Genomic DNA, 21,819 nt, shown 5'->3' with positions numbered 1-21,819 from the left:
TGACTTCCAGATTATCACAGTTTTCTAGATGACAACATTGACCGATACAAGCGGCAACGATTGGGTTCCCCTGCCCCGTCCGACCTCCGAAATTGAAAACAAGGATATTTCAAATGTCGAAGATTCTTCTCGTAACCTCCAGCCCACGCGGTGGCGAATCGCTGTCGAACAAATTCGCAGGCGAGCTGGCTGCGAAGCTTCAGACTCAGACGAACGGCTCCATCACGCACGTTGATCTGGGTCAGAACCCGATCAAACACCTCGACACTGTAACCACCTCTGCCATCCGCAAGGCTCCCGACCAGCGTACGCCGGACGAAGCATCCGCCGCAGACGATTCCGACAAGCGCGTTGCCGAATTGCTGGAAGCCGATACGATCGTCATCGGCACCGGCATGATTAACTTCAACATCTATTCCGGCCTCAAGTCCTGGATCGATAACGTTGCTCGCGCAGGTCAGACGTTCACCTACACTGAAAAAGGCCCTATTGGCCTTGCCACCGGCAAGAAGGTTTACATCGTCATCGCTTCCGGCGGCGTCTATTCCGAAGGTCCGGCTGCTCCTCTCAACCACGCTGTCCCATACCTCAAGACCGTTCTGGGCTTCATGGGTATGACGGACGTTGAAGTTGTTTATGTCGAAGGTCTGGCATTCGGCCCGGAAGCTGCCGAAAAGGCAATCGCTTCCGCAACCGCCAAGGTTGAAGAACTGGCCAAGGCTGCCTGATATAAAAAAGCGGCGTTTCGCAACGCCGCTTTCAAGCACTTCCATAACGGCTGCGAGCCTATCGCGGCCGTTATTTTTTATCGGAAAACAACGACGCACCATTCTGGTCGATGATCAGCTGCGCCTTGCGCACGGTGCATTCCACGGCATCATCAAGGCTGGTGAACACATCGGCTCGCACGAATTCATGCGTCAACGTTTCCTCTCCCACCTTCTTTTCGATGCGTCCGGCCAGCCGATACTGCCCGCCTTCCTTCATCGGCGTCGCGTAGATGACGCAATCCTTGTAAGCATGCGGCTCTGATGTTTCGGCCTTCTTCGGTGCGTCATCCGATGCGGAAGAGCCGAAGGCGGACAGGATTTTCGAGAAAAACGAAGCCATGGTTACATTCCTTTTTTCTTGCCGCAGGAAGGGACGAGCCCTCCCTGCCCGGTCATGAATTGCAATCAGATGATCAGATTGGCGAGGATTTCGTTTTCGGTTATGTCCTCATAGCCCAATCCCGCATCTTCGAAACGCTGGAACAGCCCGTTGAAATTTTCCCGGTCCGTCGTTTCGATGCCTATCAGGATCGAGCCGAAGTTGCGGGCGGATTTCTTCAGATATTCAAAACGCGCAACGTCATCGTCGGGTCCCAAAAGATTGAGGAAGTCGCGAAGCGCGCCCGGGCGCTGCGGCAGGCGCAGAATGAAGTATTTCTTCACACCCGTGTAGCGCATGGCGCGCTCTTTGACATCAGGCAGACGGTCGAAATCGAAATTGCCCCCGGAAACGACGCAAACAACGCGCTTGCCTTCCAGCCTTTCGCGACCCAGTTTCTCCAGTGCCGCGATGGACAGCGCACCGGCAGGCTCCAGCACCACGCCTTCCAGATTGAGCATGTCGATGATCGTCACGCAGATCGCATTTTCAGGGATCAACTGAACCTGTTCGGCAGAAAAATGCTGCAAGGCTTCGAAGTTGAGGTCGCCAATGCGCGCCACTGCCGCGCCATCCACGAAATTATCGACCTTGTTCAGCGTCACAGCCTTGCCCGCTTCCAGGCTTTTCTTCAGGCTCGGCGCACCCTCGGGCTCGCAGAAAATGAAGTTGTCGCTGGCGACCTTGCCAGCAAAAAAACCGGTCAGGCCAGCCGATAGACCACCGCCGCCAACCGGCATGACCAGCAGATCCGGTACCTTGCTGTCCGGCAACTGGTCGACAATCTCGGCGGCGACAGTCGCCTGTCCTTCGATGATATCCTTATGGTCGAAGGGCGGCACCATATAGGCATTCGTCTCTTCCACATAAGCGCGAGCGGCGGCATAGCACTGGTCGAAAATATCGCCGATCAGCCTGATCTTGATGAATTCACCACCAAAAATGCGGGTCTTGTCGATCTTCTGCTGCGGCGTCGTCACCGGCATGAAGACCACACCATGCACGCCGAAATGGCGGCAGGCAAAAGCAAAGCCCTGCGCGTGGTTACCCGCAGACGCGCAGACGAAAACTTTATTCTTGCCCGTGGTGGACACCGCCTTGCGCAGAAAATTGAACGCGCCTCTAATCTTGTAGGAACGAACGGGCGTGAGGTCTTCACGCTTCAGCCAAATCTCGGCACCATACCGACGGCTGAGATGTTCATTCAACTGCAACGGCGTTTCGGGGAATATTTCCCGGACTTCCCGCCGTGCGGCTTCTACAAGCAATTTATCCACGATTTTCAATCCATTGAATTTCACGATGGCACCCGCTATGCCATAGGAAAACGCCTGACACAAAGACTCTTTACGCGCTTTCGGTACGGCTCACTCCATGAAGGTTCCCTTTTTTGAACAGCAACCTTTTGCGCGCAGTCCTCTACATCGCTTCGGTCTTCGGGCTTTACATGGCAACTGCCATGTTCGTGCCCGCCATGGCAGACCTCTATTACGGAAACAATGACTGGGCGGTCTTTGCCACCTCCGGCTTCCTGTGCGGCGGGCTGTCACTGGCCTGCGCGCTGGCCACACGCGCGCCCATGCCAACCTTCAACAAGCGGTTCGGCTTCCTGCTGGTCAATGTCCTGTGGCTGGTCTTTTCACTGATCGGCGCCGTTCCGCTCTATCTGTCGGAGCTCAATCTCTCCTTCGGGCGCGCTTTGTTCGAATCCGTTTCCGCCATCACCACCACCGGCTCCACCGCCATTTACGGGCTGGACAAGGCGCCGCAGGGCATTCTCATCTGGCGCTCGCTGCTGTGCTGGCTGGGCGGTATCGGTATCGTGGCACTCGGCCTCTTCATCCTGCCGCTGCTGCGCGTTGGCGGCATGACCTTCTTTCGAATGGAATCCTCAGATACCGCCAACGACCGGCCCTTCGCGCGGCTCGCGAGCTTTACCAAGGCTTTCGTCGGCATTTATGTGGTCATGACGCTCGCCTGCACCATCGCATTCGATTTCGCAGGCATGACCCATTTCGATGCGCTGAACCACGCCATGTCGACAGTAGCCACCGGCGGTTTCTCCACCCACGACGCATCCTTCGCCTTCTTCGGCAACAACGTCGCGCTGCTGTGGATCGCCACCTTCTTCCTCATCCTCGGAAGCCTGCCCTTTTCCGTGATGATCCTGCTCGCCGTGCGTGGACGTATGGATATTCTCCACGACCCGCAAATCCGCGTCTTCATCGGCTATCTCTGCGCCATCTCGCTTGCCATCGGCATCTACCACCACATCACGAACGGCGTTCCGCTGGACATCGCGCTGAGCCATTCCTTCTTCAACATGACGTCGATCCTGTCCACCGGCGGCTTTGCCAGCGACGACTACACGCTGTGGGGACCCTTTGTGGTGGTCGTCGCCTTCTTCGCCACCTTCATGGGCGGCTGTTCCGGGTCCACCGCAGGCGGCATCAAGGCCTACCGCTTCGTCATCGTCTACAATGTCGTAAAAACCGGCCTGAAAAAGCTGCTCTACCCGGATGCGGTCTACACAGTGCGCTACGGCGCTCAGGTCGTGGACGCCGAAACCATCCGCAACGTCTTCCTGTTCCTGAGCTGCTTCATAGCCCTGTGGATCGGCGGCAGCCTGGTCATGAGTGCGATGGGCTACGACTTCCTGACGGCCACCTCCGCCGTCGCCACCTCCCTCGCCAACGTCGGCCCCGGCATCGGCCCCACCATCGGCCCCGCCGGCAACTTCTCCACCATCAGCGACCCAGCGCTCTACCTGCTATCGCTGATGATGCTGCTGGGACGTCTGGAGATTTTGACGGTGCTGGTGCTGCTGATGCCGCTGTTCTGGAAGGGTTGAGACAAAAGGACTGCGTGTCTACCGTCCGTCATAGGCCGGTTTCATTTTCTCCATCGTCTCATCGATGACCTTGCGAACCTCCGGCTCATCAACGATCTCAGAACAATAAAACACCGGCATTGGCTTGGAAGAAATACTCTCTCCCTTGATTACAGCCATCGACGTCTTGCCGGTCGCGGTTTTGACAGCTTCGATCAGTGGCTGCCAGTCTTCCACATTGCCAAAGCCACGCTGGACGATAATGCTCGCCCACCCATCTCCCTGATCCCTCAAGGCCTCATCGTCCAGTCCAGTCAGGCAAGTCGCAACCGCATAACCTTCAACATCCTGTTGAAGTTGCGACCGCGGCGCGGCGGCAGCACTGCTCACACAAAAAACGACACCACTAACAGCCGATATAATAATGTGGCGCATAGTCATCACGGCATCTCCCAGAATTCACCTTTGAACGTAGCCGCACTACCCTCTGAATATTGCGAGTAGTTGTCGAAGCTGGGCTCACGAAACGGAACTATTCTGAGGGCAAATAGCCTAGTTGCGCTGCCGATGCGCGGCTATCAAAGGTCTGGTGCGGACGGCGGGACTTGAACCCGCAAGACCAGAGGCCGGCAGATTTTAAGTCTGCTGCGTATACCGATTCCGCCACGTCCGCTTGCGGGGTTTATCTACACAGCGCAGGCGGGTGTGGTCAACGGGGCGTTGAGGGTGCGGGGTGGATTTAACCGCACCAACTCTGATTTCTCGCGCCAGCCGGGCGTGCCAGCCCCTCGCGAACAAGCTGATCGGCAAAGGATACGCCGGACCTTGATAGGGTGGATGCACCGCCAGCAGATGCGACCTGGAAGCCGCCGGAGTTCAGCATGTCGCGCAGACGGACCTTGGCGGTAAAACCTCGCTGACGCTCCTCCAGGCAGCGGGCCTGATCGGTTTGCGGCACGTCGATGCCGGCCAGCTTCATTTTCTCGCCCTTCAGCCAGAACGTGTTGCCGTCAGCCACGCAATTGTTGAGGCCGGAACGACCACAAAAGGCGAAGGTGCCGGGCTTTGCGGTCAGCGATACCTTTTCCACCGATGGGCGGGGGGATGGCAGCGTGGCGCTTGCCGTCTGCGTCGAGGCGCCTGCCAAGGGCATGGCGATGCTGCGCGGTGGCACCGGTGCGCCGCTTGCCGGAAGTGCCACGGTCTGTGTTGCGGCAGGCCTTGTCCGCTCGCTCGCCACGTCACGTGTTACGGGTTTGGGTGGGGTCGTCACCGGTCTGGAGACGGCAGCGACGGTGCCTTTCAGGGCTGGCATCAGGCTGTCGCGGTGCTCATAAACCTGGATGCCGCCGACGGCGACACCGAGCAGCAACAGCCATGACCACATGCCCGAACCGCCAGACTTGGCAGATGAACGGCGGCGGCTTGTCGGTTTTCTCTTGCTCACGGGGATCACTCCTTGTCCGTGCGCATTATCGGCCCAAGGGGTTTCCGAAAGGTTGGCATTTGACACAAATGCGGATCAAAAAATGAATTTATCCACAACTCATGTGCGTCACCCCACCCCCTAATCCTGCACGTGTCGCACAAACGAGGGGACGTTAGCGCACCTGATCCAGCAGGCGCTTGCATTCCAAGAGGTCGAACAGCGCTTCCTGCAACAGTGCCCGGTCATCCTTGCTGATGCTGGATTTACCGATGGAAATCTCCGGTGTGTCGTCTCCAGCACCTCCGAAGCCGAAGAATCGGCCACTTGGTTTGGCCTTGGGACGTCCGACGACTTCGTCTTCCTCTGCGTTCGTGACACGTGGCTCAACCGTCTCACCGCTGGCCGCCATGATGGCTTCCATCGTTGCCATATCGCCTGAGGCGATAGCCGAGACGAAGCGGTTGCCGTTGGTCTTCAGCAGCTTCTGCACGCCCTTGATCGTGTAGCCGTGGTCGTACAGCAGATGGCGAATGCCCTTCAGCAGATCGACGTCATCGGGGCGATAATAGCGGCGGCCGCCGCCGCGCTTCATAGGCTTGATCTGCGGAAAGCGGGTTTCCCAGAAGCGCAGCACGTGCTGCGGCAGGTCCAAATCCTCAGCCACTTCACTGATGGTTCGAAAGGCGTCGGGGCTTTTATCCAAGGTCCACTCCCATCCACACCAGAGGCAGGATTTCAAAACACCATTTAAGCTACGATGCGAATCGCACTGATTTCAACGGCTTGAAGGTTGAAATTCAACTATGTTCACAGGAGATAAGGAATCCTAGCGTGCAGAAATTGAAGACCTGCACGATGGCGACTGTGTCAGGAGACCGCTTTTTGAGTCTTCTGCTTTGCCTTGCGGGCGGAGTGCGCCTTGAGGATGCGCTGCTTCAAAACGTTGGAGGCCTTGAAGGTCATGACGCGGCGTGGTGAGATCGGAACCTCTTCGCCGGTCTTGGGGTTGCGACCGATACGCTCGTTCTTCTCGCGTATCTGGAACGTCGCGAAGGAGGATAGTTTTACAACCTCCCCACGTGTTATCGCGTTGCAGATCTCGTCGATCACGGTTTCAACCAGTTCGGCGGATTCGGTTCGGGACAACCCCACTTTTCGAAACACAGACTCGGCTAGATCCGCACGTGTCACTGTTTTCCCGGCCATATTTCCCCGCACCGCTCTCTTTTATCTCGTTGAAGCCGTCCAAGATTATTGCCCTTGGGACGACCGGTCAAGCAAAGTTTCAGAATCGTTTAGGCATTTCCAGCAATGGTGGCAATGGCTTACACGGCTGCGTAAAGAGAATTTTACCAGCGCAGCAGAACTGCACCCCAGGTAAAACCGCCACCCATGGCTTCCAGCATGACCAGATCGCCCTTTTTGATGCGGCCATCGGCGGCTGCAACGGCCAGTGCAAGCGGAATGGAAGCGGCAGATGTGTTGCCGTGCTGGTCCACCGTAATGACGACTTTTTCACCGGGAATACCGAGCTTTTTGGCCGAACCGTCGATGATCCGACGGTTTGCCTGATGCGGCACCAGCCAGTCCAGATCATCAGCAGTCGTGCCCGTGGCCTCAAATGCAGCTTCGATGACATCGGTGATCATGCCCACCGCATGCTTGAAAACCTCACGGCCTTCCATGCGCAGCTGACCAACGGTGCCAGTAGTGGAAGGTCCGCCATCGACGTAGAGTTTGTCCTTGTGCGATCCGTCGGAGCGCAGGTTGGATGTCAGAATGCCGCGATCAGACGTCTTGCCCTCTCCCTCGCCCGCCTCGAGCACCACAGCACCCGCACCGTCACCGAACAGCACGCAGGTCGTGCGGTCGGTCCAGTCGAGAATGCGCGAGAAGGTCTCGGCGCCAATCACCAGCACGCGCTTGGCCATGCCGCCGCGTATGTAGAGATCGGCGGTTGCCATGGCATAGACGAAGCCGGAACAGACGGCCTGAACGTCGAATGCAAAGCCACTGGTAATGCCAAGGCGGTTCTGGATGTTGACGGCGGTTGCAGGAAACGTGTTGTCGGGCGTCGACGTCGCAACGATGATGAGATCGATCTCGTCAGGCTGAAGACCGGCGTTTTCAAGGGCGGCGCGGGCCGCAGCCTCGCCCAGAGACGAGGTCGTTTCGCCCTCGCCCGCAATGTAGCGCTGCTTGATGCCGGTGCGCTGGACGATCCATTCGTCCGTGGTATCGACGATCTTTTCGATGTCCTGGTTCGTCATGACTTGCTTCGGAAGCGCTGCCCCGAAACCACGTACTACTGAGCGGATCATCCGTTATTCCTCATCGACCACGAGAGCTTCCGGCGCCGGTGGCGGCAGCCGTCTTGCGTGGTATGCTTTCAAATCGTTTTCTATTTTTGCTGTCAGGCCGTTGTGGGCCATATCATAGCCCACATCGACCGCAGACGCGAAACCAAGCGCATCCGTGCTGCCATGGCTTTTGATGACGATGCCGTTCAGACCGAGGAAAACGCCGCCATTGACCTTTCGCGGGTCCATCTTCTCGCGCAGCACATCGAATGCGCTCTTGGCCAGGATGTAACCGATCTTGGCGATGAAGCTGCGAGAAATCGCCTCGCGCAACAGCGTGGTGATCTGTTTTGCCGTGCCTTCCGCTGCTTTGAGCGCAATGTTGCCGGTGAAACCTTCGGTGACGACAACATCCACGGTGCCCTTGCCGATATCGTCACCTTCCACGAAGCCGCGATAATCGATGGTGCCAAGGTCGGCTTCGCGAATGAGGCGACCGGCTTCCCGGACCTCTTCCTGCCCCTTCACTTCCTCGACGCCGACATTCAGCAGTCCAACCGTCGGGCGGTCGATGTCGAACAGCGCGCGCGCCATGGCGCCGCCCATGATGGCAAAGTCGAGAAGCTGCTGCGAATCCGCGCCGATGGTCGCACCGACGTCCAGAACGATGCTTTCGCCCTTCAGCGTCGGCCATATACCGGCAATAGCGGGGCGTTCCACACGCGCCATAGTGCGCAGGCAAAACTTCGCCATGGCCATCAGCGCGCCAGTGTTACCAGCAGAAACAGCCACATCCGCTTCGCCAAGCTTCACCGCTTCGATGGCGCGCCACATGCTGGAGACGTAGCGGCCACGGCGCAGCGCCTGGCTCGGCTTTTCGTCCATGGCAACGGAAACTTCGCAATCGAAAAATTGCGACTTGTCCCGAAGCTTAGGAAATTGCGCCAGAATAGGATCGCATTTGCTCTTCTGCCCGTAGAGCAGGAAGGTCACATCGTTATGACGGTCCAGCGCCGCAGCAGCGCCAGCGATGGCAACATCAGGGCCAAAATCCCCGCCCATGACGTCAATTGCTATTCTGATCACTCGTCCCTGATCCTTTTTACCGCCCTGCGGCGAAATTTTGCGCGAAAATACCGTTTCCGCACCTGCTTACAACTGAATTCTCGATCGCATGCGATCCGTTCAGTCCTTTTTCCAGTCCTTCAATGCTGCAAAAGGCGACGGTTTTTTGTCCTCTTCCGCCTTTGTCTCACCATAACCCGCGAAATCCACATCCGGTTTGCGCGGATATGGGTCGATGCCAAGCGCCGCAAACTCCGTCACCACGGCACCAACATCGATCGTATCACCGGTGAACTGGTCCGGCGTATCGGGACCATCGGGGTCCAGCACGATTTCGCCCTGCTCATTCGTCATCATCCGCGCCAGCTTCGAACCCTCCGGCACGAAGATGTGCTCGAACGTCTCATCCAGAACGCTTTCCACCGGCTCCAGTGTGACGACGCAGGACTGCGTCAACGCCGCCTTCACATCCCCGGTAATCTTGACACCATCGCGTTTCCAGCGTGTGACCTGCAATTCGCTTTTCAGATATTCAACGGACAGCACATTCCACAGCTTCGCCAGCGCCTTAAGCTCATCCTCGCTGGCGGACAGACGAATCCTGACGGGATTGGCGGAAATATGGCCTACCTTGACGGGGTAGGAAAAAGGAACGTCGTCATTGGCCGCGTTTTGCGAATTCATTAAAACCTCTTAAACTCCGGGGCGGGCAGCGTCACATTGCCCGTCGCGATCACGTCTTCCGACTGTGCAGACAGGGCGTCGGACGCCATCATCATCCAGTTGGCAAGGCCGTCCATCGAAGGGACCGGCGCTTCTGCCTGTGGGTATATATTGCGCGCAAGGGCTGCGGCAAGGGCTTGCGCATCCCCACCATCCAGAGCTGCGGCGTAGGATTCGAGACGACCGTAGAACATTCCAGCGAATTTCTTCATGCGCTTGGGAACACCCTGGTCGCCAATGCCCAGCTCGCGCATGGAGTGGTCCAGATCCTGAAAAAACGCGTCGATGATCTCCTGGGCAATCTCCTGCCCGCTGGTTTCAGACGATTTCGTGCGGCGGAAATACAGAATCATCACGATCGCCAGAAGCTCGAAACGGCCCATGACGGTATCGGGCACATTGAGGTGCAGATAGAAGTCAGGCTGGCGTGCAGCCGTCGTCAGCGCGGTATATTGCCTGTCAACGATCGCGCCATTGCTGTTTTTCTTCTTGAAGAGACCGAAGACCATCGAAATTTCCGAATATTGATCGACGAAATCGCGTCTCGTCCATTGCCCTTGTTGCATGATTGCCAAAGCTGGTTTACCGAAGCATCCGAGAATTGCAATGCCGTTGAGGTCACGTTCATCGTTGGGCTGAAACAGTCGAAGAGAAGCGCCGGAGGAAGCGTCATTTTCACGAAGCCATTGCATTCCTTTGTGAAGCGGGGGTTTTGTGTCCCCGGATTGACATAATCATGTGTACAGAAGCGGTACACACGTCAGCATACCGGAAGGTGCCATTCATGATCGCAGTCGGGGAAACGCAGGTGAGCAAGCAGAAGTCCGCAACGCAGACACGTTTTCTGAGCAAGACTGCCGTGGCAATCGTCATCGCATCCAGCCTGTTGACGGCCTGCTCCAGCACCACCGACGTCTTCCACAACGGTTATGTCGCCGATGAACAGTCGCTGCAACTGATCCCCGTCGGCTCCAGCCGCGAACAGGTGTTGCTGACCATGGGCACACCATCGACCACCGCCACCTTCGGCAACGAAGTTTTCTACTACATCTCCCAGAAGCGCGTGCGTAAGGCAGCCTTCATGAAGCCGAAGCTGGTCGAGCAGAGCATTCTTGCGATCTACTTCGACAAGAACGGCGTCGTATCGCAAAAGGCGAACTACACGCTTCAGGACGGCAAGGTCTTCGATACGATTTCGCGCACCACCCCAACAGGCGGCAAGGACCTCACCTTCCTGCAGCAGCTTCTGTCCGGCGGCACGGCAGGCGCGGGTATCGCCAAGAGCATCCTGGGTCAGTCCAGCGGTAGCAGCGACGGCTTCTGATCCAGCAAACGGACATGCAAAAGGCCCGCGAGATGATCCTCTCGCGGGCCTTTTTTTGTTTTGCGCTGACGCTCTCTCCACTTCCGTCATACCGGCCTTGAGCCGGTATCCAGTCAGCTCAAGTCCTTGAGCTGAAAGAACTTTTCTCGAGGCGCAGACGCGCGTCGGCTAGACCCCGGCTCAAGGCCGGGGTGACAGCGGTGGATGTATTCCGCCAAACTGCCCTCCCATTTAAACCGGACAGCAGTGGACCAAGTCTGAGGTGAAAGAGAGGATGGGGCATTGCGACCGTCTCACACACCCCCTCACCTGCGTTTGCTCAATGCGCCAGCACAGCCAGCAACAACAACGCCACGATGTTGGTGATCTTGATCGCCGGATTAACAGCGGGACCAGCCGTGTCCTTGTAGGGATCGCCGACCGTATCCCCGGTCACCGATGCCTTGTGCGCATCCGAACCCTTCATATGCGTCACGCCGTCCTTGTCGATGAAGCCATCTTCGAAGCTTTTCTTGGCGTTGTCCCACGCGCCACCGCCGGATGTCATGGAGATCGCCACGAACAGACCGTTGATAATCACACCCAGCAGCGATGCACCAAGGGCAGCGAAAGCCGAGGCTTTCGAACCTGAAATCAGCAGCACACCGAAATAGACAACCAGCGGAGCCAGAACCGGCAGCAGCGATGGAACAATCATTTCGCGGATCGCCGCCTTCGTCAGCAGATCCACCGCTCTGCCGTAATCCGGCTTTTCCGTGCCCTGCATGATGCCCGGCTTTTCGCGGAACTGACGGCGCACTTCCTCCACGATGGCGCCCGCAGCCTTGCCGACAGCCGTCATGGCGATGCCGCCGAAGAGGTAGGGGATCATGCCGCCGAACAGCAGGCCTGCGACGACATAGGGGTTGGAGAGGCTGAAGGAAATCTCGCCGATATCCTTGAAGTAGGGATAGAGATCGCCATTGGCCGCAAAGTAGGCAAGGTCGTTGGAATAGGCCGCAAACAGAACCAGCGCGCCAAGGCCAGCCGAGCCGATAGCGTAACCCTTGGTCACCGCCTTGGTGGTGTTCCCCACGGCATCCAGCGCATCCGTCGCCTTGCGGACATCCGGGTCGAGACCCGCCATTTCCGCAATTCCACCGGCATTGTCTGTGACAGGGCCGAAGGCATCGAGGGCCACAATCATGCCCGCAAGCCCCAACATAGCCGTCACGGCGATACCCGTGCCGAACAGGCCTGCGAGCTGATAGGTCGAGATGATGCCACCGACGATGACGATGGCAGGCAGAGCAGTCGACTCGAGCGAGACGGCAAGCCCCTGAATGACGTTGGTGCCGTGCCCCGTGACGGAGGCCTGCGCGATGGAATTGACCGGGCGCTTGTTGGTGCCGGTATAGTATTCGGTAATGACCACGATCAGTGCGGTAACGAGAAGCCCCAGAAGGCCGCAGAAGAACAGGTTGGTGCCGGTAATGTCCTGTCCGGCCACCGTGCCGATGGTTCCCCAACCGATGGTGAGCGACGTAGCTGCCGCCAGACCCGCGACGGAAAAGACGCCGGTTGCGATCAGGCCCTTGTAGAGCGCGCCCATGATGGAATTGTTGGTGCCAAGTTTGACGAAGAATGTCCCTGCAATCGACGTCAGGATGCACACGCCGCAGATGGCCAGCGGATAGAGCATCGCGCTTTCGAGCACAGGCGCACCGGCAAAGAAGATCGCAGCGAGAACCATGGTCGCGACGACTGAGACCGCGTAGGTCTCGAACAGATCCGCCGCCATGCCAGCGCAATCGCCGACGTTGTCGCCGACATTGTCCGCAATGGTGGCAGGGTTGCGTGGATCATCCTCTGGAATACCCGCCTCAACCTTGCCGACGAGATCGCCGCCCACATCCGCACCCTTGGTGAAGATACCGCCACCAAGCCGGGCGAAGATGGAGATCAGCGACGCGCCGAAGCCGAGTGACACCAGCGCATCGATGACTTCACGCGAGCCCGTGGCATGGCCAAGGCCTGCCGTCAGCACCAGATAATAGATGGACACACCCAGGAGCGCGAGACCGGCCACCAGCATGCCGGTGATGGCGCCGGATTTGAACGCGATGTCCAGACCTGCGGCCAGGCTGTGGGATGCGGCCTGCGCGGTGCGCAGATTGGCACGCACCGAGACATGCATACCGACGAAACCGGCAGCACCTGACAGGACGGCACCGATGATGAAACCGATAGAGGCTTCCGGCGAGAGCAGGAACCAGACGGCGATTGCGACGATGATACCGACGATTGCAATGGTAAGATATTGACGGGTGAGATACGCCTGCGCGCCCTCGCGGATGTAGCCTGCTATTTCTTGCATGCGCGCGGTGCCCTGATCGGCATCCAGAACGCTTTTCGTTGCCCAGACCGCGTAAACCACGGACAGGACACCGCATAAAATTACCAATGCAATAACGGTCATTCGCACTTACCTCCTATGTGCCGGGCTCACTCCCTTCCCGGCGGGCGAAACCATGCGCGGCGCGAGAAACCAAGCCCTGACGCCGAGGTAAGCCGCTCATTCTCCTCCAAGGACGAACGGCTTGCGCGGCAAAGATGCGTTGGCAAAACCCGCCGCGTCAAGTGCGAAGATGACTGGCGGAAATCTTATCACTCTGATTCAGAGTGGTTTTCGCTTTTGTTTTAGAAAAAGGAAAAGAATAAGCAGGAGGCATGTACCTGCGACTGGCCATATCACGAGGTTCATGACCGACCAGCCCCATGTTGTGAACACCTGCCCCGAGGCAAAGGACGACAGCGCGACGGTGCCGAACAGGATGATATCGTGAAAGCCCTGCACCTTGTCCGCTTCATGCGGGCGATAGCTGGAAGACACGATGGATGTCGCGCCGATGAAACCGAAGTTCCAGCCCATGCCTAAAAGAATGAGCGCCGCCCAGAAATTCCAGAGTTCAATGCCCATATGCGCAACCACGGCACAGGCCATCAGAACCAGAAGCCCTGCAGCCACGACCTTCTCCGCGCCGAAACGGGAAATCAGCATGCCGGTGAAGAAACTCGGGCCGAACATGGCCAGCACGTGCCACTGAATGCCGAGCGTCGCCATTTCGCTGGGAAAGCCGCAGCCGATGACCATTGCCAACGGCGCTCCGATCATCATGAATGTCATCAGCGCATAGGAACCGATGCCGCAGATCATACCGGTCATGAAACGATGCGTGAGAACGATCTCTCTTAGGGGTCGCGCCGGTTCGGAGATCGCGGATACGCTGCGCAATTCGGGAAGTTTGAGAAAGGAAAAAACGGCAGCAGCGATGAGCCCCAGAGGAATGAGCGCCATGAAAGCACCGGCAAACAACACGGGTTCGAACGCATCCTTGCCGAAAATGGCCAGTTGCGGGCCGAGAATGGCGGAAATCACCCCGCCTGCCAAAATCCAGGAAATGGCCTTGGGCTTGTAGAAAGAGGGAGATGCGTCCGCAGCAGCAAAGCGGATTTTCTGGGTAAAGCCACCGGCAACGCCGATCAGAAGCAAGCCGAACGCAAACAGCCAGAAGTCGGCACGAAACAGCGCAAGTGACGCAAGCCCTCCCCCGGTGGAGCAAAGCAGCGCGCCTAAAATGAAGCCCGTCTTGCGGCCCAGAAAGCGGGCGGCGAAAGCCACCGCGATGGCGCCAACGGCAACGCCGACGTTGAAACCCGTCAGCGGTGCCGTTGCCAGCGATTTGTCCGCGCCCAGCAATTGATAGCCCGCCAGAGCCCCGACGGAAAAGCTAAGCGGCCCGGCAGATCCCATGACGGCCTGCGCCATGGTCAAAAGGAAGACATTGCGTTTGGCGTCGTTCAGTTGATGTTCAAGTCCCGGAACAGAAACGGCGCTCATGTCTTCCTCGTGTGTTTTTAGCGCTTTACCTCGCCGCGGATCTGCTTGGCAATGCGGTCCAACACTGCATTGACCAACTTGGGCTCGTCATGTTCGAAGAACGCCCGGGCAATCTCGACATATTCGGTCACGATCACCGCGACCGGAACGTCCTTGCGCTCCAGAATTTCGAACGTTCCAGCACGTAAGATTGCACGAACGGTGGTGTCGAGACGCGACAGCGGCCAGTCTTCCTGAAGGGCGGAGCGCACCAGCGGGTCGATCTTGGTCTGGTCACGCACGACGCCCGCCACGATGGAGCGGAACCACGACGGATCGGCCTTGAGATAGGTCTCGCCGTCCACTTCCTGACCCAGACGGTGCGCCTCGTATTCAGCAACCACTTCCATCACGCCGGTACCGCCGACATCCATCTGGTAAAGCGCCTGCACGGCAGCAAGCCGCGCAGCACCGCGCTGGTTGACGGGCTTCGTGGAAGGCTGGCGTGGCTCGGAACCGTTATCGGTATTGCTCATGCTTTCAGCCACCCAGCTTTTTCTTCAGTTCGATCATGGTCAAGGCAGCGCGGGCTGCAAAGCCACCCTTGTCCTTGTCGGACCGGCGCACGCGCGCCCAGGCCTGATCTTCGTTCTCAACGGTCATGATGCCGTTGCCGATTGCAAGCGATTCACTGACCGCGAGGTCCATCAGCGCGCGCGAGGATTCATTGGAAACGATGTCGAAGTGGTAGGTCTCACCGCGAATGACCATGCCAAGTGCAACGAAACCGTCATATTCCGCGCCTTCATCGTCAGCAGCATCAAGCGCCATGGCGATCGCAGGTGGAATTTCCAGCGCGCCGGGAACGGTGATGATGTCATAGGTGGCGCCAGCTTCATCGAGCGCAAACTTCGCGCCATCGAGAAGAGCATCGGCCATATCGTCATAAAAACGTGCTTCCACGATGAGAAGATGAGGCTTGGACATGGGAATTTCCTGAAAAGCTGCGCCGGATCATCCCGGCTTTTGGCGCGGTCAAACCATGGCTTGCCCCGATTGGCAAGTATTTTTAATGCAATGCTGATCACCCGCCGCCCGCGACGGGTGCTGCCAGAGGCCAGTCATGCGCCTTACGTCAGGCAGATTGGGTCGGAAATTCCGCGAGCCTAGCCGCATAGCGCGCCATCGTATCGACCTCGAAATTCACGAAATCACCAGCCTGACGGTCGCCCCATGTGGTGACGGACAGCGTGTGGCGGATGAGGAGAACGTCAAAATCCGTGCCGTTGACGGCGTTTACCGTCAGCGATGTGCCATCCAGCGCGATGGAGCCTTTGGGAGCGACGAATTTCGCCAGATGCTGTGGAGCACGCAGGCGGATGCGCACCGCCTCGCCTTCCGGTTCGATGGATAGTATCTCGGCCTTGTCATCCACATGACCTGATACGATATGCCCGCCAAGCTCGTCACCGATTTTCAGCGCCCGCTCCAGATTGACGCGGGTGTCCTTGGTCCAGCTGGCGATGGTGGTCAGCCGAAGCGCCTCTTCCCACGCCTCGACCTCGTACCAGCGCTCGTTGCTGCCCTCTTCAGGAAGCTTCGTCACCGTCAGGCACACACCGCCATGGGAAATCGATGCGCCGATGTCGATGGTTTTGGGATCGTAGCTCGTCGCAACGCGCAGACGCACACCTTCCGGCAGCGCCTCAAGCTCGGACACGGTTCCCACGTCGGTGACAATTCCGGTAAACATCAAAGCGGCCTTTCAAATTCAAAACAGCGATCCGGCCCGTAAGCGGTTTCGCCAACAAATGTAAATTCCTGTGGGATATCGGCCCGGGTGACCGGACTTTCAAGCCCGCCCGCGCCGATGATCATGGGGCTTTCGAACAGCAGAATACGATCCACGAGGCCAGCTTCAAGGAAGGATTTTGCGACATGAGCGCCACCTTCGACCAGAAGTTCGGACATTCCGCGGTTGGCGAGAATGGTGAGGAGAATGGCGAGGTCTGGGACTTCCAGGATTTCGACGCCCGAGGCTTCGAGGTGTTGGCGTTTGTGGGCAACAGCCCCCTCTGGCCTGCCGGCCATCTCCCCCACAAGGGGGGAGAGACTCGGAGTGATGCCTTGCTCAGTATTTGTTGTTGCAGACTGGGATACGAGGGCTGAGATAGTCTTAGACGCTTGAGGCTGGTCTGTCTCCCCCCTTGTGGGGGAGATGCCCGGCAGGGCAGAGGGGGTCTTCGCCTCAACCACCGCCACCACAACACCCACATCCCCAGCCGTCCGCACCAGCTTAGACCCCACAGGCAACTCCAACCGCCGGTCCAGCACAATCCGCACCGGCGAGCGATGCTCAAGCCCTGCAATCCGCACCGTCAACTCCGGGTCATCGGCCAGCGCCGTACCAATCCCAACGAGGATGGCATCGCATCGCGCCCGCAGCTCATGCACGGCCTGCCGCGATTCCGGCCCGGTGATCGCTACCTGCCCTTCCCCAACCCGGCCAATCATACCATCCGCAGAAATTGCAATTTTTAAAACCACATGCGAACGTTTCTTCATCTTCCGCGTGAGATATCCGGACATCAAACGCTCGCCCTCACGGCGCAGCAAGCCGGTTTCGACCGCAATCCCAGCATCGCGTAAAATCTGGTAGCCACGCCCGGAAACCCGCTCGTCCGGGTCATCGACGGCGACAACCACGCGGGCGACGCCGAAATCCACCAGCGCGTTGGCGCAGGGCGGTGTTCTGCCGAAATGGGAGCATGGTTCGAGCGTGACATAGGCCGTAGCACCCCTCGCCGCCTCGCCTGCGATCTCCAGTGCCTGACGCTCCGCATGCGGGCGTCCGCCAATCGCCGTCACGGCTTCCGCGATGATCTCGCCATGTTTGACGAGAACGCAGCCGACGGAGGGGTTGGTATCTGTGAGGCCTGTATGGCTGCGGGAAATCTCGATTGCCCGTGCCATGAACCGTTCATCATCGGCGCGGGTCGTCACGGGTCTACGCTCCGGCGTCCGTATCACGCGCAATCTTGGCGTTGATCTCGGCAATCACGTTCTCGAAATCTTCGGCATGGCTGAAGTCGCGATAGACCGAGGCATAGCGAACGAAGGCCACGTCATCGAGACCCTTCAGCGCTTCCAGCACCTGCAAACCGATTTCTTCCGATGGAATTTCCGTCTCGCCAGAGCTTTCCAGGCGACGCGCAATGCCGGACACCGCCCGCTCTATGCGGTCACGGTCCACCGGGCGCTTGCGCAGTGCGATCTCGAAGGATCGCACCAGCTTTTCACGGTCGAAGGGCAGCTTGCGACCGCTCTTTTTGATGACCATCAGCTCGCGCAACTGCACGCGCTCATAGGTCGTGAAGCGACCGCCGCAATCCGGGCAGATGCGCCGCCGGCGAATAGAGGTGTTATCCTCCGCCGGACGCGAGTCCTTGACCTGCGTATCTTCCGAGCCGCAAAAAGGGCAGCGCATCGCTCACATCCCTCTTATAGATATGGGTACATCGGGAAACGGTCCGTCATTGCGACGACCTTTTCACGAACCGCAGCTTCGACGCTGGCATTGCCTTCATCGGAGTTGGCAGCCTTGAGGCCATCCAACGTCTCGACGATCAGCTTGCCGATTTCGCGGAATTCCGCTTCCTTGAAGCCACGTGTCGTACCAGCCGGAGTGCCGAGGCGAACGCCCGATGTCACGAACGGCTTTTCAGGGTCGAACGGAATGCCGTTCTTGTTGCAGGTGATGTAGGCGCGACCGAGTGCTGCTTCCGCCCGCTTGCCGGTGGCGTTCTTCTTGCGAAGATCGACCAGCATCAGGTGGTTGTCGGTGCCGCCGGACACCACGTCCAGACCGCCTTCGACCAGCGTTTCGGCAAGTGCCTTGGCGTTCTTGACGACCTGTGCGGCGTAGTCCTTGAACTCAGGCTGAAGCGCTTCACCGAAGGCAACAGCCTTTGCGGCGATGACGTGCATCAGCGGCCCACCCTGAAGGCCGGGGAAAACAGCCGAGTTGAACTTCTTGGCCAGATCCTCGTCATTGGTCAGGATCATACCACCGCGTGGGCCGCGAAGCGACTTGTGGGTCGTCGTCGTGGCAACGTGGCAATGCGGGAATGGCGATGGATGCTGGCCACCGGCAACGAGACCGGCAATATGCGCCATGTCGACCATCAGGTAGGCGCCGACTTCATCGGCAATCTCGCGGAAACGCTTCCAGTCCCAGACGCGGGAGTAAGCCGTGCCACCAGCCAGAATGAGCTTCGGCTTGGTTTCCTTGGCCTTGCGCTCGACTTCGTCCATATCCAGCAGGTTGTCGCCTTCGCGCACGCCATAGGACACGACGTTGAACCATTTGCCGGACATGTTGACCGGAGAACCGTGCGTCAGGTGACCACCGGAATTGAGGTCGAGACCCATGAAGGTATCGCCCGGCTGAAGCAGCGCGAGGAATACGGCCTGGTTCATCTGTGAACCGGAGTTTGGCTGAACGTTGGCAAAGTTCACACCGAACAGCTTCTTGGCGCGCTCAATGGCCAGCTCTTCCGCAATATCCACGAACTGGCAGCCGCCGTAATAGCGCTTGCCCGGATAGCCCTCGGCATATTTGTTGGTCATGATCGAACCCTGCGCTTCCAGAACGGCGCGGGAAACGATGTTCTCAGAAGCGATCAGCTCGATTTCGTGGCGCTGACGACCCAGCTCCTTCTCGATCGCGCCGAAGATATCGGGATCAGCGTCGGCAAGCGGGCGGGAGAAGAAGGCATCTGTATTCGTCATGATGATAGCTCCTGAGACAGTCATGCGATGGCGTCTTAACGCCCTGCCCTTTCAAGAGCAAGACAGCCTGCGAGATTTGCCCGTCAAACTGCGACCTTCAGCGGAAATATTCCATCCAAGCCCCAAACAAAAAAGCCGCGCTTCGAAAAACGCGGCTTTTGACAGGTCTGATGTGGCAGATCAGTTGCGCGGCAACAGATCGTCATCGATGGAGCCGGAAGGCTGCTCCTGCGTATAGGTGGTGTTCAGCGCCAGTTCGGCATTGCCGTCCTTGCTGTAGATGTCGTCGCGGAACTGGACGACGCCATCGCGTGTCGACCATGCCGTGATGTAAACGAAATACACCGGAATTTCCTGCGCCAGCTTGATCGGCGTGTTGACGCGAGTGGCGATGACCCGTTCGATTTCCTGACGCGACCAGCCGGGCGTGTCACGCAGCATCCACGATGTCAGGTCGCGAACGTTCTGAACGCGAACACAGCCGGACGACTCGAAGCGCATCAGCTTGTTGAACAGGCCTTGCTGCGGCGTGTCGTGCATGTATTCGTTATTCGGGTTGTGGAAGTTGATCTTAGTCGAGGACATGGCGTTGTTCTTGCCCGGGTCCTGACGGAACATCAGGTTCGGTGCCTTCGGCGCGTTCCAGTCGATCGTCGTCGGCGACACTTCCTGCCCACGGCCATCCAGAAGACGGATATTGTTGCGCTCCAGATAGGTCGGGTCCTTCTGCATCAAAGGCACGATGTCCTTTTCGATGATCGAGCGCGGAGCCGTCCAGTAAGGGTTGAGAATGATCTCGTAAATCTTGGAGTTGATGATGTGGGTCGGGCGCGTATCCTTGCCAACGACAGCCGTATTGCGCAACACGACGCGGTTGTTCTCGACTGCTTCGATGGACGCTGCCGGAATATTCACCATCACGTGGCGCGGGCCGAGATCGCCCGACATGGTGTTGATGCGAACAAGGTTGGTCTGAAGCTGCCCCAGACGGATCTGTGCGGAAACATTCAGCGCCTTCAAGGTGTATTCACCGATAACGCCGTCAGCCGGAAGGCCGTGGCGCGCCTGGAAGCGCTTCAAGGCACCATCGACATAGGAATCGAATGCGCTGGAAATACCGGCTTCACGCGGCAGGTCGCCGGAGATCATCAGACGCTGGCGCAGGGCCTGAATGGATGGATCGCTGACGCCGATCTGAAGTTTCTGTTGGCTTGGCGGTACTTCCGGCCAGCCGCCGTTGGAAACGATCTGCTGATACTGCATCATCGCCTGCTGCACGAAGCCGGGCGATTCGGGGCTCAGAACCGGGGTGTTGGACGCAACACCGGCAGCGGCGCGCGAAGAGTTGGCATCGAACTGATCGTCCCAGTTACCACGACGCGACGATCCGATGAGATCGTTGAACGCATCCTGCGCAAATGCGGGCGCGGCCAGAGCCACAGCGCCGAGGGAAACGGCAGAGCGCAACATGGCGCGCCGTGAAACAACTTCGGGGACGATTTTCTTTGTCATTTTACCTACCAGCCACTTATCAGGCATCATAAACAACGCCTAAAACAACATCGTTAACAAACACGTATGGACGCGCCTGCCGGCAGGAAGAACTCTATGCGAACGATGGATGACGCATGACGCGAACACAGGAGAAACCGCCGGCTCCTAGCATGTGGCGGTCCCATACCAATATGGCCAATTCGTGTCACCTGATGGCGCCTCACGAACCCGTGTTGCCAGGTGATTTTGCGATTGCAGCGCACAAAAATGCAACAAGCCGGATGCGCCCCCACATCCGGCTTTGCTTGATGATACGATATTGCCGATCGATTACAGGCGGTAAGCGATCGAGTCGTTCCAGAAACGGTCCAGACGCTGGAGCATCTTGTTCATTTCTGCGAACTCGCCGGTGCCGATGCCGCCGACTTTTTCGATGGAGCCGATGTGGCGCTCATAGAGGCCTGCAACGGTTTCTGCGATGTCCTGGCCCTTTTCGGTCAGGCTGATGCGAACCGAGCGGCGGTCGATGCGGGAACGCTGGTGGTTGATGAAGCCGAGGTCTACCAGCTTCTTGACGTTGTAGGACACGTTGGAGCCGAGGTAGTAACCACGCGAGCGCAGCTCGCCGGCGGTCAGTTCGGATGTGCCGATGTTGAAAAGCAGGAGCGCCTGAACTGCGTTGACATCATCGCGACCCTGACGGTCGAACTCGTCCTTGATGACATCGAGAAGGCGGCGGTGGAGGCGCTCAACCAGATGAAGCGATTCCATGTAGAGAGAGCGGATGGTTTCGTCCTGAGCGTCGGAAACGATGGCCTGTGGCTTTGCTTTGCTATTGATCATGACTGCCTCACT

23 protein-coding genes and 1 tRNA gene are annotated in these 21,819 nt (G+C 58.3%); 3 read left to right on the top strand and 21 right to left on the bottom strand.

Going from position 1 to position 21,819, the window contains the following annotated elements:
- Positions 1-113 precede the first annotated feature (113 nt).
- A complete protein-coding gene (locus QRN55_RS09610; RefSeq protein ID WP_111838126.1) occupies positions 114-728 on the top strand; it encodes an FMN-dependent NADH-azoreductase in 615 nt (204 codons plus the stop codon).
- 70 nt (positions 729-798) lie between these two features.
- Here the strand turns inward: QRN55_RS09610 and QRN55_RS09605 are convergent, their stop codons facing one another.
- Together QRN55_RS09605 and ilvA are read right to left on the bottom strand one after the other, a co-directional pair.
- Positions 799-1,110, bottom strand: a complete 312-nt coding sequence (locus QRN55_RS09605) for an HlyU family transcriptional regulator (RefSeq protein WP_112498815.1) — start codon at positions 1,108-1,110, stop codon at positions 799-801.
- Between the two features lie 65 nt (positions 1,111-1,175).
- Positions 1,176-2,450, bottom strand: coding sequence for a threonine ammonia-lyase (gene ilvA / locus QRN55_RS09600; protein WP_284776522.1), 1,275 nt, complete (start codon positions 2,448-2,450; stop codon positions 1,176-1,178).
- Positions 2,451-2,539: 89 nt separating this feature from the next.
- Here ilvA and QRN55_RS09595 point away from each other — a divergent pair, with 89 nt between their 5' ends.
- The gene (locus QRN55_RS09595; RefSeq protein ID WP_284776521.1) at positions 2,540-4,000 is read left to right on the top strand and encodes a TrkH family potassium uptake protein; all 1,461 of its coding nucleotides are present in this window, start codon (positions 2,540-2,542) and stop codon (positions 3,998-4,000) included.
- An 18-nt stretch (positions 4,001-4,018) separates the two neighbouring features.
- On the opposite strand, the gene QRN55_RS09590 is transcribed toward QRN55_RS09595, so the two are convergent.
- The 9 genes from QRN55_RS09590 to QRN55_RS09550 all read right to left on the bottom strand — a co-directional run bounded on the left by QRN55_RS09590 (position 4,019) and on the right by QRN55_RS09550 (position 10,005).
- The gene (locus QRN55_RS09590; RefSeq protein WP_284776520.1) at positions 4,019-4,420 is read right to left on the bottom strand and encodes a hypothetical protein; all 402 of its coding nucleotides are present in this window, start codon (positions 4,418-4,420) and stop codon (positions 4,019-4,021) included.
- Positions 4,421-4,566: 146 nt separating this feature from the next.
- A tRNA-Leu gene (locus QRN55_RS09585) sits at positions 4,567-4,652 on the bottom strand.
- Positions 4,653-4,718: 66 nt separating this feature from the next.
- Complete coding sequence (locus tag QRN55_RS09580) at positions 4,719-5,426, bottom strand: nuclease (protein WP_284776519.1); 708 nt, start codon at positions 5,424-5,426, stop codon at positions 4,719-4,721.
- A gap of 154 nt (positions 5,427-5,580) precedes the next feature.
- A complete protein-coding gene (locus QRN55_RS09575; RefSeq protein WP_111838122.1) occupies positions 5,581-6,111 on the bottom strand; it encodes a MerR family transcriptional regulator in 531 nt (176 codons plus the stop codon).
- Between the two features lie 164 nt (positions 6,112-6,275).
- Positions 6,276-6,614: an integration host factor subunit alpha gene (locus QRN55_RS09570; RefSeq protein WP_111838121.1), complete on the bottom strand. Its 339-nt coding sequence runs from the start codon at positions 6,612-6,614 to the stop codon at positions 6,276-6,278.
- 143 nt (positions 6,615-6,757) lie between these two features.
- Entirely contained in the window at positions 6,758-7,729 is a 972-nt protein-coding gene (locus QRN55_RS09565) for a beta-ketoacyl-ACP synthase III (RefSeq protein ID WP_233121220.1), read from the bottom strand.
- A 3-nt stretch (positions 7,730-7,732) separates the two neighbouring features.
- The gene (gene plsX / locus QRN55_RS09560) at positions 7,733-8,794 is read right to left on the bottom strand and encodes a phosphate acyltransferase PlsX (RefSeq protein WP_111838119.1); all 1,062 of its coding nucleotides are present in this window, start codon (positions 8,792-8,794) and stop codon (positions 7,733-7,735) included.
- A 99-nt stretch (positions 8,795-8,893) separates the two neighbouring features.
- The gene (locus tag QRN55_RS09555) at positions 8,894-9,457 is read right to left on the bottom strand and encodes a YceD family protein (RefSeq protein ID WP_111838118.1); all 564 of its coding nucleotides are present in this window, start codon (positions 9,455-9,457) and stop codon (positions 8,894-8,896) included.
- Positions 9,457-10,005 carry a ubiquinol-cytochrome C chaperone family protein gene (locus QRN55_RS09550; RefSeq protein WP_284776518.1) on the bottom strand — a complete coding sequence of 183 codons (549 nt, stop codon included), beginning with the start codon at positions 10,003-10,005 and terminating at the stop codon, positions 9,457-9,459. The genes QRN55_RS09555 and QRN55_RS09550 overlap by 1 nt, the downstream gene beginning before the upstream one ends.
- A 275-nt stretch (positions 10,006-10,280) precedes the next feature.
- Here QRN55_RS09550 and QRN55_RS09545 point away from each other — a divergent pair, with 275 nt between their 5' ends.
- A complete protein-coding gene (locus QRN55_RS09545) occupies positions 10,281-10,820 on the top strand; it encodes an outer membrane protein assembly factor BamE (RefSeq protein WP_112498813.1) in 540 nt (179 codons plus the stop codon).
- A 319-nt stretch (positions 10,821-11,139) separates the two neighbouring features.
- Here QRN55_RS09545 and QRN55_RS09540 read toward each other — a convergent pair whose 3' ends face one another.
- The 10 genes from QRN55_RS09540 to ldtR all read right to left on the bottom strand — a co-directional run bounded on the left by QRN55_RS09540 (position 11,140) and on the right by ldtR (position 21,804).
- Positions 11,140-13,278 (bottom strand): sodium-translocating pyrophosphatase, encoded by a 2,139-nt coding sequence (locus QRN55_RS09540; RefSeq protein WP_284776517.1) that lies wholly within the window; start codon positions 13,276-13,278, stop codon positions 11,140-11,142.
- Between the two features lie 198 nt (positions 13,279-13,476).
- Positions 13,477-14,700: an MFS transporter gene (locus QRN55_RS09535; protein WP_284776516.1), complete on the bottom strand. Its 1,224-nt coding sequence runs from the start codon at positions 14,698-14,700 to the stop codon at positions 13,477-13,479.
- 17 nt (positions 14,701-14,717) lie between these two features.
- Positions 14,718-15,215: a transcription antitermination factor NusB gene (gene nusB, locus QRN55_RS09530; RefSeq protein WP_111838450.1), complete on the bottom strand. Its 498-nt coding sequence runs from the start codon at positions 15,213-15,215 to the stop codon at positions 14,718-14,720.
- 4 nt (positions 15,216-15,219) lie between these two features.
- Complete coding sequence (ribH, locus tag QRN55_RS09525) at positions 15,220-15,666, bottom strand: 6,7-dimethyl-8-ribityllumazine synthase (protein ID WP_431355618.1); 447 nt, start codon at positions 15,664-15,666, stop codon at positions 15,220-15,222.
- Positions 15,667-15,814: 148 nt separating this feature from the next.
- Complete coding sequence (locus QRN55_RS09520) at positions 15,815-16,432, bottom strand: riboflavin synthase (protein ID WP_284776515.1); 618 nt, start codon at positions 16,430-16,432, stop codon at positions 15,815-15,817.
- Positions 16,432-17,682 carry a bifunctional diaminohydroxyphosphoribosylaminopyrimidine deaminase/5-amino-6-(5-phosphoribosylamino)uracil reductase RibD gene (gene ribD, locus QRN55_RS09515; protein WP_284776514.1) on the bottom strand — a complete coding sequence of 417 codons (1,251 nt, stop codon included), beginning with the start codon at positions 17,680-17,682 and terminating at the stop codon, positions 16,432-16,434. Before ribD ends, QRN55_RS09520 begins: the two co-directional genes overlap by 1 nt.
- A 4-nt stretch (positions 17,683-17,686) precedes the next feature.
- Positions 17,687-18,166, bottom strand: coding sequence for a transcriptional regulator NrdR (gene nrdR / locus QRN55_RS09510; protein ID WP_045228943.1), 480 nt, complete (start codon positions 18,164-18,166; stop codon positions 17,687-17,689).
- A gap of 14 nt (positions 18,167-18,180) precedes the next feature.
- Positions 18,181-19,470, bottom strand: coding sequence for a serine hydroxymethyltransferase (gene glyA / locus QRN55_RS09505; protein WP_112498807.1), 1,290 nt, complete (start codon positions 19,468-19,470; stop codon positions 18,181-18,183).
- 180 nt (positions 19,471-19,650) lie between these two features.
- The gene (locus QRN55_RS09500; protein ID WP_111838110.1) at positions 19,651-20,982 is read right to left on the bottom strand and encodes a L,D-transpeptidase family protein; all 1,332 of its coding nucleotides are present in this window, start codon (positions 20,980-20,982) and stop codon (positions 19,651-19,653) included.
- Positions 20,983-21,294: 312 nt separating this feature from the next.
- The gene (ldtR, locus tag QRN55_RS09495) at positions 21,295-21,804 is read right to left on the bottom strand and encodes a transcriptional regulator LdtR (protein WP_173645921.1); all 510 of its coding nucleotides are present in this window, start codon (positions 21,802-21,804) and stop codon (positions 21,295-21,297) included.
- Between the last annotated feature and the right edge of the window lie 15 nt (positions 21,805-21,819).

The organism is Agrobacterium sp. lyk4-40-TYG-31 (assembly GCF_030209855.1).
In the GTDB taxonomy this organism is placed as follows: Bacteria; Pseudomonadota; Alphaproteobacteria; order Rhizobiales; family Rhizobiaceae; genus Agrobacterium; species Agrobacterium vaccinii.
The sequence above is the reverse complement of the archived record's forward strand: the minus strand, read 5'-3'. Positions and strand labels throughout refer to the sequence as shown.

What these genes read in the sequence shown, in the direction of transcription:
- QRN55_RS09610 (WP_111838126.1), top strand. Translation starts at nt 114, where the DNA reads ATGTCGAAGATTCTTCTCGTAACCTCCAGCCCACGCGGTGGCGAATCG.
- QRN55_RS09605 (WP_112498815.1), bottom strand. Translation starts at nt 1,110, where the DNA reads ATGGCTTCGTTTTTCTCGAAAATCCTGTCCGCCTTCGGCTCTTCCGCA.
- QRN55_RS09590 (WP_284776520.1), bottom strand. Translation starts at nt 4,420, where the DNA reads ATGACTATGCGCCACATTATTATATCGGCTGTTAGTGGTGTCGTTTTT.
- QRN55_RS09570 (WP_111838121.1), bottom strand. Translation starts at nt 6,614, where the DNA reads ATGGCCGGGAAAACAGTGACACGTGCGGATCTAGCCGAGTCTGTGTTT.
- QRN55_RS09565 (WP_233121220.1), bottom strand. Translation starts at nt 7,729, where the DNA reads ATGATCCGCTCAGTAGTACGTGGTTTCGGGGCAGCGCTTCCGAAGCAA.
- QRN55_RS09555 (WP_111838118.1), bottom strand. Translation starts at nt 9,457, where the DNA reads ATGAATTCGCAAAACGCGGCCAATGACGACGTTCCTTTTTCCTACCCC.
- QRN55_RS09550 (WP_284776518.1), bottom strand. Translation starts at nt 10,005, where the DNA reads ATGGTCTTCGGTCTCTTCAAGAAGAAAAACAGCAATGGCGCGATCGTT.
- QRN55_RS09545 (WP_112498813.1), top strand. Translation starts at nt 10,281, where the DNA reads ATGATCGCAGTCGGGGAAACGCAGGTGAGCAAGCAGAAGTCCGCAACG.
- QRN55_RS09540 (WP_284776517.1), bottom strand. Translation starts at nt 13,278, where the DNA reads ATGACCGTTATTGCATTGGTAATTTTATGCGGTGTCCTGTCCGTGGTT.
- QRN55_RS09535 (WP_284776516.1), bottom strand. Translation starts at nt 14,700, where the DNA reads ATGAGCGCCGTTTCTGTTCCGGGACTTGAACATCAACTGAACGACGCC.
- nusB (WP_111838450.1), bottom strand. Translation starts at nt 15,215, where the DNA reads ATGAGCAATACCGATAACGGTTCCGAGCCACGCCAGCCTTCCACGAAG.
- ribH (WP_431355618.1), bottom strand. Translation starts at nt 15,666, where the DNA reads ATGTCCAAGCCTCATCTTCTCATCGTGGAAGCACGTTTTTATGACGAT.
- QRN55_RS09520 (WP_284776515.1), bottom strand. Translation starts at nt 16,432, where the DNA reads ATGTTTACCGGAATTGTCACCGACGTGGGAACCGTGTCCGAGCTTGAG.
- nrdR (WP_045228943.1), bottom strand. Translation starts at nt 18,166, where the DNA reads ATGCGCTGCCCTTTTTGCGGCTCGGAAGATACGCAGGTCAAGGACTCG.
- glyA (WP_112498807.1), bottom strand. Translation starts at nt 19,470, where the DNA reads ATGACGAATACAGATGCCTTCTTCTCCCGCCCGCTTGCCGACGCTGAT.
- QRN55_RS09500 (WP_111838110.1), bottom strand. Translation starts at nt 20,982, where the DNA reads ATGACAAAGAAAATCGTCCCCGAAGTTGTTTCACGGCGCGCCATGTTG.